This window comes from Paenibacillus sp. TSA_86.1, from assembly GCF_052691815.1.
In genome coordinates, this window is sequence record NZ_JBQZGE010000010.1 from 110,402 (window position 1) to 124,092 (window position 13,691).

14 protein-coding genes and 1 riboswitch are annotated in these 13,691 nt (G+C 45.8%); of the genes, 9 read left to right on the forward strand and 5 right to left on the reverse strand.

The window, feature by feature from the left end:
- Window positions 1-87: 87 nt before the first annotated feature.
- Complete coding sequence (locus tag ACUTVW_RS18630) at window positions 88-1,377, reverse strand: DUF2515 family protein (protein WP_445647151.1); 1,290 nt, start codon at window positions 1,375-1,377, stop codon at window positions 88-90.
- A 142-nt stretch (window positions 1,378-1,519) separates the two neighbouring features.
- On the opposite strand from ACUTVW_RS18630, the gene ACUTVW_RS18635 reads away from it, so the two are divergent.
- The 6 genes from ACUTVW_RS18635 to ACUTVW_RS18660 all read left to right on the forward strand — a co-directional run bounded on the left by ACUTVW_RS18635 (window position 1,520) and on the right by ACUTVW_RS18660 (window position 7,327).
- On the forward strand, window positions 1,520-1,864 hold the full coding sequence (locus ACUTVW_RS18635; protein ID WP_445647152.1) for a thioredoxin family protein: 345 nt from the start codon (window positions 1,520-1,522) through the stop codon (window positions 1,862-1,864).
- Between the two features lie 511 nt (window positions 1,865-2,375).
- Window positions 2,376-3,314 (forward strand): COX15/CtaA family protein, encoded by a 939-nt coding sequence (locus ACUTVW_RS18640; protein ID WP_445647153.1) that lies wholly within the window; start codon window positions 2,376-2,378, stop codon window positions 3,312-3,314.
- A 286-nt stretch (window positions 3,315-3,600) separates the two neighbouring features.
- Window positions 3,601-4,320: a Cthe_2314 family HEPN domain-containing protein gene (locus ACUTVW_RS18645; protein ID WP_445647154.1), complete on the forward strand. Its 720-nt coding sequence runs from the start codon at window positions 3,601-3,603 to the stop codon at window positions 4,318-4,320.
- A gap of 177 nt (window positions 4,321-4,497) precedes the next feature.
- Window positions 4,498-4,636, forward strand: a riboswitch (SAM riboswitch).
- Window positions 4,637-4,757: 121 nt separating this feature from the next.
- Window positions 4,758-5,792, forward strand: coding sequence for a methionine ABC transporter ATP-binding protein (locus ACUTVW_RS18650; RefSeq protein WP_445647155.1), 1,035 nt, complete (start codon window positions 4,758-4,760; stop codon window positions 5,790-5,792).
- Window positions 5,792-6,451, forward strand: a complete 660-nt coding sequence (locus tag ACUTVW_RS18655) for a methionine ABC transporter permease (RefSeq protein ID WP_445647156.1) — start codon at window positions 5,792-5,794, stop codon at window positions 6,449-6,451. Before ACUTVW_RS18650 ends, ACUTVW_RS18655 begins: the two co-directional genes overlap by 1 nt.
- A gap of 39 nt (window positions 6,452-6,490) precedes the next feature.
- Window positions 6,491-7,327, forward strand: coding sequence for a MetQ/NlpA family ABC transporter substrate-binding protein (locus ACUTVW_RS18660; protein ID WP_445647157.1), 837 nt, complete (start codon window positions 6,491-6,493; stop codon window positions 7,325-7,327).
- Window positions 7,328-7,448: 121 nt separating this feature from the next.
- Here ACUTVW_RS18660 and ACUTVW_RS18665 read toward each other — a convergent pair whose 3' ends face one another.
- Window positions 7,449-8,456 (reverse strand): DUF2167 domain-containing protein, encoded by a 1,008-nt coding sequence (locus ACUTVW_RS18665; protein ID WP_445647158.1) that lies wholly within the window; start codon window positions 8,454-8,456, stop codon window positions 7,449-7,451.
- A gap of 224 nt (window positions 8,457-8,680) precedes the next feature.
- Here ACUTVW_RS18665 and ACUTVW_RS18670 point away from each other — a divergent pair, with 224 nt between their 5' ends.
- Window positions 8,681-9,445 (forward strand): SDR family oxidoreductase, encoded by a 765-nt coding sequence (locus ACUTVW_RS18670; RefSeq protein ID WP_445647159.1) that lies wholly within the window; start codon window positions 8,681-8,683, stop codon window positions 9,443-9,445.
- 75 nt (window positions 9,446-9,520) lie between these two features.
- On the opposite strand, the gene ACUTVW_RS18675 is transcribed toward ACUTVW_RS18670, so the two are convergent.
- Window positions 9,521-9,766 carry a NifU family protein gene (locus ACUTVW_RS18675; protein ID WP_053783253.1) on the reverse strand — a complete coding sequence of 82 codons (246 nt, stop codon included), beginning with the start codon at window positions 9,764-9,766 and terminating at the stop codon, window positions 9,521-9,523.
- 80 nt (window positions 9,767-9,846) lie between these two features.
- Here ACUTVW_RS18675 and ACUTVW_RS18680 point away from each other — a divergent pair, with 80 nt between their 5' ends.
- Window positions 9,847-10,101: a YuzB family protein gene (locus ACUTVW_RS18680; protein WP_441929858.1), complete on the forward strand. Its 255-nt coding sequence runs from the start codon at window positions 9,847-9,849 to the stop codon at window positions 10,099-10,101.
- A 6-nt stretch (window positions 10,102-10,107) separates the two neighbouring features.
- Here the strand turns inward: ACUTVW_RS18680 and ACUTVW_RS18685 are convergent, their stop codons facing one another.
- Complete coding sequence (locus ACUTVW_RS18685; RefSeq protein ID WP_434753209.1) at window positions 10,108-11,169, reverse strand: NAD(P)/FAD-dependent oxidoreductase; 1,062 nt, start codon at window positions 11,167-11,169, stop codon at window positions 10,108-10,110.
- A gap of 283 nt (window positions 11,170-11,452) precedes the next feature.
- On the reverse strand, window positions 11,453-12,559 hold the full coding sequence (gene mqnE / locus ACUTVW_RS18690) for an aminofutalosine synthase MqnE (protein WP_445647160.1): 1,107 nt from the start codon (window positions 12,557-12,559) through the stop codon (window positions 11,453-11,455).
- Between the two features lie 443 nt (window positions 12,560-13,002).
- Here mqnE and ACUTVW_RS18695 point away from each other — a divergent pair, with 443 nt between their 5' ends.
- Window positions 13,003-13,359, forward strand: coding sequence for a HesB/IscA family protein (locus tag ACUTVW_RS18695; protein ID WP_434749531.1), 357 nt, complete (start codon window positions 13,003-13,005; stop codon window positions 13,357-13,359).
- Window positions 13,360-13,691 lie beyond the last annotated feature (332 nt).

The window sequence follows — 13,691 nt, forward strand, 5'->3', positions numbered from 1 at the left end:
ACGGTGAATGTTATCTTTGCATTGGTCTTGCAGTGGCGAGTGCTTGGATTGTTTTTGATCCATGTCGTTGTATGACTCTGCCGTCGATTAGTGGGTAATTGCTTGTACATCATGGGCGAGCGCTGTCTTTAACATACCGTACCGATGCTCATGACTCATTTCAAACAGCCAAGGTCTGCGTGGCGAGGTCAGGTATCCAAGGCAATCTCTCGTCTCAAGCCAGTCATGCCTTGTAATCGGCTCATAGGGTGTGTCACCCCAGACGGTAAGTAACTCGGGAGAGTACAGACGATGACCTTCCGGCAACCATTCTTCGTTCAGTAAAGCTTCCGTATACAGGTTACGGTCTCTTGGCCCCTCGTGGTGCTTGGTAAACAGGCCTGGCCAATATTCCGCTCTTGAGCCGCGGTGAGGTACAGTTCGTGCGAACTCCAGTACTTGCTGGAGCACTTGCTGGGCACCGAATAACAAGGCATACAGTCCTTTGCCGAACTGGATACGTTCATTTAATTTGCCAAAATGTTCGATGACCCGCCCGGCGAGTCCGCCTCCTTGTCCAAGAGGAAAAACGATGTGGTTCAGGCCAGCCAGATTATGCAGATGAAAAGCAGGCTTGGAGAGCACCTCTTTTTGAAAATACGGATGCTGTACCACCCGGCTCTCAATATAGTTCTGCTCATTAATAATTAAGGCCACACTGAGTATGGAACTGCATCGTTCCAGCCAAAAGCGTTCCCAGAACGGTGTCATAAACGCCGATACGTGAAAGTGGGACAACAGATGGAAGCAACTTCGCCCAAGCCGCCGGCTGTGCATATACAGCTGCAACTGAGGATATGCATCTTGAAAAATAAGGGCATTGCACCGCTCCAGCAGGCGATACATATGCTCGCGGTCCTCCTGATTTTGCAGATTATGCATCAGGTCGCTCTGTAAGTCGGTCATATGATATCCGCCGTTGCGAGATACCATGTGCGCCAGCAGAGCCCAGTGCAGTTCGGGGTACTGTTCATAACATTCCAGATAAGCAGCGGTGCGGGTCACATTACTGCGATTGTGCTGCTGCGTTAAGTTTTTAATTTCTTCGAGAATGATACAATCCTCCTCACAGACCAGTGCACTTTGTGCGTGAATGTTGCGCGTAGGAGATGATTTGCCTGCTACAGGTATTAACCGCTCTACTTCAGCCTGCAGAGCAGCAGCAGTATCTGCGTTCCAGTTCAGGTCACGTGAAGGGTGTCTGAGCTGGGAGGAAGCATGCCAGGCAGCCTGTTTGCCGCGCCATACTTCCAGGGCTGCTCCGGGAATGGAGCGAACGATCTGCATAATGGAACCCTGGTGATGCGTTTCCGAAGAGTCGCTTCTGGTGGAAGTCATGAATGGAACATCCTTTCATGAAAAACTGTGTTTGATGAGCCAGAACTTGTGGTTATTCTAAGTATGCGCCGAACATTTGACTTCCAATCACCAATTTGCTTCACTTAGATGTAGACAAGGTACAGAAAGGGAGATGTGACAAATGGAACAGATTACATCCAAACCGGAATTTGATGTGGCGATTCAATCCCCACGTTTGACGGTAGCCGTATTCAAGGCAGATTGGTGTGGGGACTGCAAGTACATCGATCCGTTTATGCCTGAGGTGGAAACGAAGTATGAACGTGAGCTGACATTGATTGAAGTGGACGTAGATCAAGTGGGACCAGTGAGTCAGGAACAAAACATTCTGGGCATTCCCAGTTTTGTAGCCTACACAGACGGACGGGAATTAGTGCGTTACGTAAACAAACTGCGCAAGTCGAGAGAAGAGATCGAGCAATTTCTGGATCGCGCGGTTGAGGTATACAACACCATTCACAAGTAAGGTGAGCTGAATCGAGTTGTAGATACGCGTAGCTGCGAAATGACGAAACTCAGCTAGGAATGAATTAACCTAAGATAGGGTAGACTATGAAAAAGGTATGCAAACACAAGGCTGTCGGTTGAGCCATAATTGGGCTTAAGACAGCCTTGTTTTTTTGTAATCGGACAGCTGAGGAGTGAATTTGACGAACCTAAGCTGATTAATGAGGAGTTTCAGGCTATCGAGTTTGTTCGAGGCTTACATAATTAAATTGAAAATAAATAAATTCAAATATAATGACCTCCGGGTCAAAGTTTTATCAGACGTTAACATTTTGTCACAAAGCGCGGCGTCAATGATGATTTTATCCGGTATAATGAATTTAGTTGTGAAATTAGTGTCAATGTTATCAAACAAGCTGGTGCAAGGACTGTTTTTTTTGCATCAAGCAGTGAAGAAATGAATGAATTTAGCATGATTATCAAGCGAAGAACTTCTTCGCCATCTTAAACCAACAGCGGGTGAGAAAAAATTGAAGCACTTAACACTATTTAAATGGTTAACCGTATTAACCTGTCTCGTCATGTTTCTGGCTACCTTTGGCGGTGGAATTGTGACCAAAACAGAATCAGGCCTTGGCTGTGGAACCGAATGGCCTTTGTGTAACGGAAAGCTTGTGCCAGCACATACTGTGGCCTCACTGATTGAATACTCCCACCGTGCCGTCAGTGCACTGGCAGGGCTGCTATCCATCGCCTCGTTTGTTGCTTTCTTACGATTTGGCAAACAGCGTCGTGATCTGCAATTATTCTCGTTACTCACTCTTATATTTGTGATCATTCAGGGAATCATGGGTGCATTTGCCGTTGTTTTCTCGCAGTCTTCAGCGGTTATGGCGCTTCACTTTGGATTCGCGCTTATTGCCTTCGCCAGCTCGTTGATGATGGCTCTTGGCATTCGGCAGGAGGCGAAACATGGCGGCTTGGAACGTCTGAATCAATATCCTCGCGTCAGCAAAGGATTCCGCAACCTGGTCTGGTTTTCAACCATCTATACGTATCTGGTCGTATACACAGGGGCGTTTGTAAGCCATACGAATTCAGCAGGCGGTTGTTCCGGATTCCCGCTCTGTAACGGACAGATTGTTCCAGAACTCTCTGGCGGAGTAGCTGTTGCTTTTGCACATCGTCTGGCAGCGGTGTCGCTCGTGATCGTGATTGCGATCCTGGGACATTTTGCTTATCGTAAACATCCGGATAATCGCGAATTGCGGACACTGGGTGTGTTATCCGTCGGTTTGATCCTGATGCAAGTGGTCATCGGTATGATCATGATGTGGACGATCAGCCGTCCGGAAATTTACATGTTTGTTGCGCTGGCACATATGCTGGACATTGCCATACTGTTTGGTATTCTGACGTACATGAGCTTCCTTGTGTACAAGCTGCACCGTCCGGCGAACCGTTTCTAAACAGCTTATGAATTTTGTATTTACCAAGAAAGGTTAGTGCATTGTTCCGAAACTGCGCTGGGCCATGTTGGAAAGTCCACCATCCGGTGATGTAGATCATTGGAGAGGTGGACTTTTGTTTGATGTTGAAGGTTGCAGGGCAACCTAAACCAAGTTGTCCTGATCAGCGAATGATGAACGCTATTTCTAAATTTTTGCTTAAGTATAGGCTTAAGCTGCATCTTCAGCTGTTCAACAGCTGTGAAGTCATATATTTTGCTTCATCAGTGGAAAGAGGAGGCCATCTATGCTGCGTACTTTATTAGGAGAAAAGCCACGAGTGAATCAGGGGAAATTGAAGGAAGCTATGGATACCATGGCGTTCACACTCGAGTCTTTTGAGAAACAGATGTATATAGACCATGATCCGAACCACGATTATCGGAAATTGTATGTATGGACGCAGGGACTTATATCCTCGTTGGATGAACTGGAGCAGAGTTATTTTGCAGCCGCCCATTTTCGCAGAAAAGTGGTAGCTGGTTCTACGGGAGATATGAGCTCTGCTGAAAAGGCGGAGTATGCTCGGTACGTTTATTTTTACAAAGATGCATTTATTCGTTGTTTCGCTATTCTGGATAAATTAGGTACCGTATTAAATGAGATTTTCCAATTAAACACCTCTAAAACAAAGGTTCATTTCTCCTATTATACCGTTCTAAGGCAATTTGATTATTACCGCGACCATCATGAATTGGCACAGCAATTAATTAAGATTAAGGAAGCCTATCGGGAGCCGATGAGCAAACTGCGCAAGAGACGTAATATGGAGATTCACTACATGAACTCTGAGATGCAGGATGACTTGTGGCAGTTACATCAGACGATGCGCGGAAAAGTAAAGCTCGAGGATCTGGATCAGCATCTTCTGGAGATGCAGCAGGGTGTGGATATGGTCTGTGAGACGCTGAATATGGCATATCGATACATTAATCGAATCTGGCGTAAACAGATGATGAAACGTTAAACGGATGCGTGTATTTGAAATAAATAATACCATTTGACAAATCGGAATACTTTGAATTATACTGAGTTCCAGATCGAAACTTACAAGGAATCTTGTCTATAATACAGCATTTGATGCAGTTCGGTCATTATACATGATGAACTACATGAAACTATATAAACCTACAATTTTATATTTCTCTTATCGAGAGTGGCGGAGGGACAGGCCCGATGAAGCCCGGCAACCGATCTGTGATGATGGCATAATGCCTCTCATTGCAGGTGTTAGGTGCTAATTCCTACAGAATCATGTGTGGCATGATTTTGGCAGATGAGAAGGTCATTTCACGTGAAGAGCCATCTTTGTATCTGCAAAGGGGTTCTTTTTTGCATAGAAAGGGGAGTTTTCCCTTCCTTCGGGTAAAGATATATGTAGGTGATGGGGAAGGAGCAGTACTATTGATTGAACTGGTTGGATTAACCAAAACATATGGCAGACGTGCCAAAGCAACGACTGCGTTGTCAAACCTTGATCTGAGCATTCAGAAGGGTGAAATATTCGGCGTAATTGGTCACTCCGGTGCGGGGAAAAGTACTTTGATTCGATGTATCAATTTGCTTGAGCGCCCGACGGAGGGGGAGGTTTGGGTGGATGGTATGAACCTGACCGAGCTTAGCAAAGGCGAATTGCAGCAGCAAAGACGCAAGATCGGGATGATCTTTCAGCACTTTAATCTGCTGTCTTCTGCAACGGTGTACGACAATGTCGCTTTTCCATTAAAACTGGTGAATACACCTAAGGATGCGATTGATCGCAAAGTGAAGGAAATGCTGGCTCTGGTGGGTCTGGAGCAGCATAGCAGCAAATATCCGGCACAGCTGTCCGGTGGACAGAAGCAGCGGGTAGGCATAGCGAGGGCGCTTGCAAGTGATCCAAGTGTGTTGCTCTGCGATGAAGCAACTTCAGCACTTGACCCGCAGACAACGAATTCGATTCTGAAGCTGTTGCTGGATATTAACGAGAAGTATAACTTGACCATTGTGCTGATCACTCACGAGATGCACGTCATTCAGAACATTTGTGATCGAGTGGCTGTTATCCATCAAGGCGGTATCGTAGAACAAGGGCCAGTAACGGAAGTGTTCTTGAAACCGCAGCATGCGATTACAAGAGATTTTGTCTCACGTGACAGCGAAGGTGGACTGGCACTGGAAGAGACGGTTTTGGCGAATGCCGGAACGGAGCTGCCAGTAGGTGTATCCTCCAAGCTGGTGAGGATTTCATTTCTCGGAGATAAAACGTATGAAGCGATTCTGTCGAGAACGGTTCGCAAAACAGGTGTGGATTTTGCTATATTGCAAGGCACCATCTCTACCATCAAACAGGTTCCTTATGGTCAACTGACGGTGCGTTTCGAAGGTGACTCCCGTGCGATGGAGCAGACCTTGTCTGAACTAACCGCAGAAGGACTTGATGTGGAGGTGTTGCGATAATGGATTTTTCCAAAGTACGCTGGGAAGAGGTTGGCACGGCTTCCATTGAGACACTGCAGATTTTAGCAGCTGCCGGTTTGTTTACCGTCATTCTGGGGTTGCCGCTTGGTGTAATACTGTTTATGACAGGCCGCTCGGCTTCACCGAAATCAAGAATAACCTACGTTATTTTATCGATCATTGTTAATATTTTGCGATCTGTACCTTTCATCATATTAATTGTTGCTCTTATTCCGTTTACACGTACGCTTGTGGGTACGGCGACAGGTGTACTTGGTGTCATTCCACCGCTTGTCATTTCGGCCGCTCCGTATTTTGCACGTCTGGTGGAGAATACGTTGCGTGAAGTGGATCGCGGTGTCATTGAAGCAGCACAGGCAATGGGGGCGTCCACAGGACAGATCGTCAGACGGGTGTTACTGCCCGAGGCGTTACCTGGCTTGCTTGCCGGAGTTACGATTACCATCGTTACGCTGGTGTCTTATACGGCGATGGCGGGGATGGTTGGCGGTGGAGGTCTGGGAACACTGGCCATTAACTATGGATACTATCGTTATCAGAATGAGATCATGATCATTTCCGTTGTGTCTATGATTATTCTGGTTCAGCTTCTGCAGATGATTGGCGATCGTCTGGTCATTTATTTCACCAGGAAATAACAGATAGATGAAAAAATACAAAGCGAAGGGGTTTTACAGATGAAAAAGTGGTCTATTATTCTAATCAGTTTGATGATGATTGCAGTGCTTGCAGCATGCGGCAACAACAAGAAATCAGACAGCGGTGCGGATAACCAAGCAGGCGCTCCGCGTACTGTAGAATTGAAAGTCGGCGCTTCACCTACACCGCATGCCGAAATTTTGGAAAGCATCAAACCGGAGCTTGAAGCGCAGGGCATTCGTTTGCAAGTGGTGACGTTTAACGACTACGTGCAACCCAACCAACAGTTGGCTGATAAGAAACTGGACGCAAACTTCTTCCAGCATCAACCGTACCTGGATACCGAGAACAAAGAGCGCGGTTTTAACCTGGTTTCTGTAACTCCAGTCCATGTAGAGCCTTTTGGCGGTTACTCCAAAAAGATTAAATCCTTGGATGAACTGAAAGATGGCGCCAAGGTTGCTATTCCGAATGACCCATCTAATGGTGGACGTGCACTTTTGCTGCTCGCGAAAAAAGGTCTGATCACCCTCAAAGATGATACAAACATCGCATCCACTAAACAGGACATTACAGCGAATCCGAAAAACCTGGAAATCATCGAACTGGATGCAGCCATGATGCCTCGCCAGCTGGATGAAGCCGATCTGGTATTTATCAACGCAAACTATGCGCTGGAAGCAAACCTCAATCCATCTAAAGATGCATTGTTGATCGAAGATCTGCAAGGCAACCCATATGCGAACATTCTCGTGTCCCGTGAAGATAACAAAGACGCCGACGCGATCAAAAAACTGGCCGAAGCTCTTCACTCCGAAACGGTGAAAAAATTCATCAAAGAACGTTACCAAGGTGCAGTTGAACCTGCATTTTAAGGTGAAATAAGTTAAAACAGCATAATTACTGCTGATCCATGTTATGACAAAAAAAGGCCGTTACTCTCTAACCTGGAGAATAGCGGCCTTTGCGCATTGCTGTTTTGATCATGAACATATATTATGTATTGTCTGTTTTAGAACGTGTGTCAGATGAACGGTAGTAGGTTAATTCATTCTGTTCTGCACTATGCTGCTGCTCATGTTCTTCATAGTTATATTCTCGGGTCACCGGGTACTGTGTTTCCTCTTGATGTAATGCATCTCTCTTTTGTTGGTATCTGACCCAGCTGAATAATAATATTAGACCAATTAGACCCCAGTACCATCTATGTTTCAAAAATGACCATATTCCTTCATCTTCAGCGGTAAAAGGAATGCCTCCCAGAACGAGGCTGTTCAGGCCTAGACGCGATGTCTGGTCTGTTTTATCATTATAATCCTCATACTTATATCCGGGATTCACGGTTAGATGCTGAAGTACCGTTTCTTCAAAAGCAGCACGACTTTGCTCCAAATTAGCCTTTTGGGTTACAAGAATCGCAGTGATATAACCTTCGCGAGTTAAGAGATTAACATTATAATTGACCAAGGCTTGTTCGTAGCTATCTTTGAAGCCAAGTGCATAAATCAGTTGATGACTGGAAGGACTATATTCAGGTTCAACCTCCCATCCCGTTACATGAAGCTCGTTTTCTTCGGTTGCATCACGGTTATGTTCGACTTCCCAACGGATGTAGTTGCTTAATAACTCGTGAGCATCCAATTGATTCTCGTCATCGTCATGAATATGCCCGCTCTGTACGTATTCGAATATGACGGACCATGAACCCATAGGGTCGTTACTATACATGCTTCCGATCTCATTCCCGTTCGGCTGATTACCCGTATCCAGCATCGAACGTTGTGTATCCGTTTTACTTAGAAATGAGAAGTTTGCTGGAAGCTCTAGTGAGGCCTTCCCGTCCAAGGATACAGTACTCGGGCCAACCACCCATTGGTATTCATTGGACGAGGTAATATTCTCATTGTCAGCAGAGACAAGCCCATCACCGGTTGAGAGTAAAGAATGCATTAGCATCAACGCCATTGTGAGTCTAAATGAAGCAGATTTGAACCATTTCTTCATTGAACACGATCCTTTCAAAAATGAAAATAATATTCTTTTTTAGATAAGAAACGACTTTAAGACATTATCATAGGTGTTTGGCTTAAGCAAGATGAATTTGGATAATAAGGACTTATTTGTATTCATAAAATAACTGGAATAGTTTGTGAAGGGCTACAAGTTGTGAGAGGGGCCTAAATCTTTTATACTGGATGAGTGACTGCTCTTTGAAGAGGGGGATGAACGTGAAGGGAAAGATTGCCCTCATAACGGGAAGTGCCAAAGGCCTTGGTAAAATGACAGCCCTCAGTTTGGCGGATCAGGGATGTCACATTGCCCTTAATTATGTGCACAGCAGGTCAGAAGCTGAATCGCTGCAAGCTCAGATTATCGCCAAAGGGGTACGTTGCATTGCCGTTCAGGCTGATATATCCAAGGCGGAAGAGATTCATACACTCGTTACAGCGGTGGAAGCACAACTGGGTCATATTGATATTTTAGTGAATAACGCGGGTCCATTTGTGCGTGAGCGCAGGGTGTTCGCAGACTATTCTGAAGCAGAAGTGCAAATGCTGGTGCAAGGTAACCTGCTGGGACCGATGATTCTGGATCAGCTCGTCCTGCCCGAAATGCGCCGCAAGCAATGGGGACGGATTATTCATTTTGGCTTCAGTCATGCGGGTGAAGCAAGATCCTGGCCTCATCGTGCCGTATATGCTGCTGCCAAGGTAGGTCTGGTTTCGTTTACCAAGACCCTTGCGGTTGAAGAAGCACCCAATGGGATTACGGTCAATATGGTTTGCCCCGGAGATATTCGTGGTGCGAACAAAGAGAAAACGATTGATGATATTGCAGGGATACCCGATAAGGAAACGCCGAGAGGGCGGCCGGGGAGTGGAGAAGATATTGCGCGAGTGATCACGTATCTGTGTCTGGATCATTCGGATTTTATAACAGGCAACATTATGGATGTATCAGGCGGGCTTGATCCGATCAGGCCTACAATCTGATGGAATTACAAAAAAAGAGCCTCTCGCTTCTGACGAAGCGAAAGGCTCTCTGAGGTTTATTTCGTGAAGGATTGATTAGAATACTTGTACGACTTCTTGTACACCCTCGACTTCTTCAAGAAGGGCGCGTTCAATCCCGGCTTTTAAGGTAATGGTGGAGCTTGGGCAACTGCCGCAGGCACCGACCAGTTTCAGCTTAATGATGCCGTCCTCCACGTCGACCAGTTCCACGTCACCGCCATCGCGCTGCAGGAACGGACGAAGTTTATCAAGCACATCAGATACCTCATCATACATGGTGCTTTGTGCGTTTTCGCTCATATTGTTCAACTCCTTTCCTTCTTATATTATATTACAAATGACCATAAATTAAAATGGTCAAACAAAGCAGGTGAACTGAAATGAGACCAATTATTGAATTTTGTGCTAACAATATGCATTTTGGCACCGATGAAATCATGGATCAGCTGGATGAAAATCCAGACTATGATGTGATCGAATACGGCTGTCTGACCAATTGTGGTCAATGTTATATGACACCTTTTGCCTTAGTTAATGGTGAAGTGGTCACCACGGACAAAGTGGAGGATCTGTATAACGCCATTTTGGCCAAAATTGCCGAAGCAGACGCCTGGGACGCGCTGGATCTCGATTAACCTCAATTAACCGAGATGACGCTTGGACATCCAGAGCACGCCGCTTTTCAAAATACGAGGCACCCGTCCCATCATGGACGTTTTGCCCATCAGCCCAAATCCAGCCTTCTTGCCAAGTGCGCCCAGTGTGCCGCGAAGCTTAAGAGGTTGCGGATTGGGCTTTTCGCCTTTCCAGAGGGCATGCTGAATATGAGCGATCTGTTCACCCTGAACCTCCGCAGCCTGACCACTTGGTGCATAAGGGACACTCGCACAGTCACCTACCACGTAAACGTCAGTATATTCCGGAATTTGATAATATTCATTTAATACGACGCGACCTTGCGGGTCTTTCGTCACATTGAGGTCTTGGACCACTTTCACCGGCTGAATACCTGCCGTCCATACAACAGCATCGGTCTGGATCTGTTCATCGCGGTTGTAAATTGCATTGGGCTCAACCCTGGAGATGGCGATATGTCCTCGTGCTTCAACCTGATGTTCGCCGAACCATTCGTGAACATAAGAGGAGAGACGTTGGGGGAATGCGGATAATACACGTTCGCCACGATCCAGAATGCTGATATTCAGGTCGGGTCTGCTTTCACGTAATTCGGCAGCCATTTCAACTCCACTTAAGCCACCGCCCACAATGTGAACATGACCATAAGCTTTCACTTCATTCAGGCGCAGATACGTCTCGCGTGTTTTGCTGAAACTTTGAATGGTACAGCTGTATTCTTCGGCACCGGGTGTATTATGAAAACGATCCGTACAACCTAGTCCAATGACCAGCTTGTCATATTCAAGCGGTTCCTGACCTTCGAATTCAATCTGACGCTGCTCCAGATTAATGGCAGTCACTTCGCCGAAACGGTGTGTCACTTTCTCATTTACCGGAAATTGGATACGCAGGTCGTAATCCGATACCGTTCCTGCTGCGAGTGCGTAATATTCGGTCTTTAATCCCTGAAATGGACTCCGGTCCACCAATACAATTTGCGTGTCTGCCGGAATTTTACCTTCCAAAAGTTCCTTGATGATCGTGAGGCCGCCATAACCGCCTCCAAGAATGACGAAATTTTTCATGACTCGGCTTCCTTTCTGCATCAGTCCCACTGCTGGGGCTGCAACCTGTAAAGCAGCCATGTTAGGACATCGCTGCTCTGCTTGTTGTTTTTAATAAAAGATAGATGAGATTAAGAATTTCATTTTCATTTGCTTAATTTAAAAATAGGAAGTGCAAATTTGAGATATAGGGTCACAGCTATGCATCACTCGTTGCAAAACATTCTCCTGGTTTAAACAAGTTTCGTTCGGAAGAGTGATGCAGCTGCCACTGCTGTGTCAGGTACCCTAGGTGCGAGTGTGTCTACTCGTAAACTTGAATTTCATTGTAGAACGTATCACGTTCTACCGGGATGCGGCCTGCGCCTTTGACAAGCCAGATCAGCTCTTTGCGTGTCAATCCTTCCGGTGTCAGTGCGCCGGCAGCATGGCTGATTTTCTCACGTACAATCGTACCATGCACGTCAGATGCACCGAAGCTCAGGGCGACCTGTGTCAGCTGTGGACCAATGTTAATAAAGTATGCTTTTACATGTTGAATGTTATCCAGCATCAGGCGGCTGATCGCAATCGTTTTGAGATCCTCATAAGCGGAGTTGCGGCGCATAATGCTTGCGGATTTGCTTTTTGGCTGCATGGACAGCGGAATGAATACCATGAATCCATTGGTTTCATCCTGCAATTCACGAATCTGTACCATGTGGTTCACACGATCCTCATAGGACTCGATGGAGCCATACAACATGGTGGTATGTGTACGCATGCCCAGGTTATGAGCGGTGCGGTGTACTTCAAGATAACGATCCACATTGGCTTTATCTACACGCATTTTTTTGCGATATTCATCCGATAGGATTTCTGCACCGCCGCCAGTCAGGGACTTTAGACCCGCTTTTTGCAGTTCTTGCAGAACTTCTTTGATGCTCAGGCCGCTGATACGGGTGAAGAAATCAATCTCTGCCGCAGTGTAAGCTTTCAGCGTAACATCCGGATATTTTTCGTTTAAAGCACGCAGGGAATCGACATAATACTCAAAAGGAACATGGTTATTATGTCCGCCGACGATATGGAACTCACGCACACCTGGATGAATATGCTGCTCCACATACTCGATCATTTCCGGACCGGATAACGTATAAGAGCCTTCCTCACCCTGGTCTTTGCGGAAATTACAAAATGCGCAGTGAGCTTCGCATACGTTGGTGAAATAAAGGCTCATGTTCTCAATAAAATATACTTTCTTGCCGTTCTTGCGCAGATTGGCCTCATTGGCCAGTTGGCCCAAAGTCAGCAGATCATCTGTTTCATACAGATAGACGCCATCTTCAACGCTCAACCTTACGCCGTTCTGTACTTTCTCAACGATTTCAGCCATTCTTTTGTCTGTGAACGGTGTTACCAATGTAGACATGCTGTTTCCTCCTGTTCTTTACCGGAATTCGAGTTATGATGTGTAGGACTTGATAGCAGAACTACATAGCAAAGATGCGGTCAACTGCCGCCTTCTTGTGAAAGACTAACTCTTATTACCCGGTGCAGCGTGTGCTGCATGCGAAAAAATCTTTTTTTCAAATGAGTCAAACGACTCTATATGCATTGGGGACTGAAAACCAGTCTCGAAATGTGAAAAAAATTACAACTCCATATATGACCATCAACCGAACAAGTCATGGCAAAATATTGACATTTTCAGAGTGACCACCTATCCATTATAAACCTCGTGTCCCGGGGGTTCAATACACTGGGAAGAAAAAGGAGTATAGGGGGAAGGCGGAAACAGGCAAACATGACTTGACCCCTTGACGGGGTGGAGTATAATTTAGGGAAGAGTGATGAAAAGGAGAGTGACCTGGCATGATTAATATCAGCGAAACGGCTGCTGACCGATTGAAAGAGATGCTTGCACAGCAAGAGACTCCTGGAATGTTCCTTCGTCTGGGCGTAGCACCGGGCGGTTGTACCGGATTTTCGTACGCCATGGGCTTTGATGATAAAGAGTCCGATGAGGATATATATATGGACATTCAGGACATGAAAGTCGTTGTAGAGAAAGAAAATGTGAAATATTTGAATGGACTTGAGATTGATTTTGAAGAATCCGGCATGTCCGGCGGTTTCACCATTCACAATCCCAATGCAGTAGCCACTTGCGGCTGCGGCTCGTCCTTCCGTACGCGTGAAGAAGCGGGTGTCCCGGATAAAGATTGTTAATCTGCAATATAGTATGGGTTTGAGCGTGTGGAATCATTAAAGCGTACAGAAAAGATACAACGGTCAAGGCACATTTCCGGCGAAGAGGATTCGCTGGAAGTGTGCTTTTTGTGCTTCTTGTCATGTTATATGTGTTCTAATCCAGCCTGAAGTGGGGAGAAGTGAATACGTATTTTCATTATTGACATTTTGTTCCATGTATAGGTATATTATTTTGTGCAAACGTTTGCAAAATTTAGGGTAATCATTAACGTATATCCAGTTGATTACCCGATAAAATGTTGATGTATAAGAGGTTATTCATTTCTTCAATATGCAAACGTTTGTGCAAA

What these genes read in the sequence shown, in the direction of transcription:
- ACUTVW_RS18680 (WP_441929858.1), top strand. Translation starts at nt 9,847, where the DNA reads ATGAGACCAATTATTGAATTTTGTGCTAACAATATGCATTTTGGCACC.
- mqnE (WP_445647160.1), bottom strand. Translation starts at nt 12,559, where the DNA reads ATGTCTACATTGGTAACACCGTTCACAGACAAAAGAATGGCTGAAATC.
- ACUTVW_RS18685 (WP_434753209.1), bottom strand. Translation starts at nt 11,169, where the DNA reads ATGAAAAATTTCGTCATTCTTGGAGGCGGTTATGGCGGCCTCACGATC.
- ACUTVW_RS18655 (WP_445647156.1), top strand. Translation starts at nt 5,792, where the DNA reads ATGGATTTTTCCAAAGTACGCTGGGAAGAGGTTGGCACGGCTTCCATT.
- ACUTVW_RS18630 (WP_445647151.1), bottom strand. Translation starts at nt 1,377, where the DNA reads ATGACTTCCACCAGAAGCGACTCTTCGGAAACGCATCACCAGGGTTCC.
- ACUTVW_RS18695 (WP_434749531.1), top strand. Translation starts at nt 13,003, where the DNA reads ATGATTAATATCAGCGAAACGGCTGCTGACCGATTGAAAGAGATGCTT.
- ACUTVW_RS18635 (WP_445647152.1), top strand. Translation starts at nt 1,520, where the DNA reads ATGGAACAGATTACATCCAAACCGGAATTTGATGTGGCGATTCAATCC.
- ACUTVW_RS18660 (WP_445647157.1), top strand. Translation starts at nt 6,491, where the DNA reads ATGAAAAAGTGGTCTATTATTCTAATCAGTTTGATGATGATTGCAGTG.
- ACUTVW_RS18645 (WP_445647154.1), top strand. Translation starts at nt 3,601, where the DNA reads ATGCTGCGTACTTTATTAGGAGAAAAGCCACGAGTGAATCAGGGGAAA.
- ACUTVW_RS18665 (WP_445647158.1), bottom strand. Translation starts at nt 8,456, where the DNA reads ATGAAGAAATGGTTCAAATCTGCTTCATTTAGACTCACAATGGCGTTG.
- ACUTVW_RS18675 (WP_053783253.1), bottom strand. Translation starts at nt 9,766, where the DNA reads ATGAGCGAAAACGCACAAAGCACCATGTATGATGAGGTATCTGATGTG.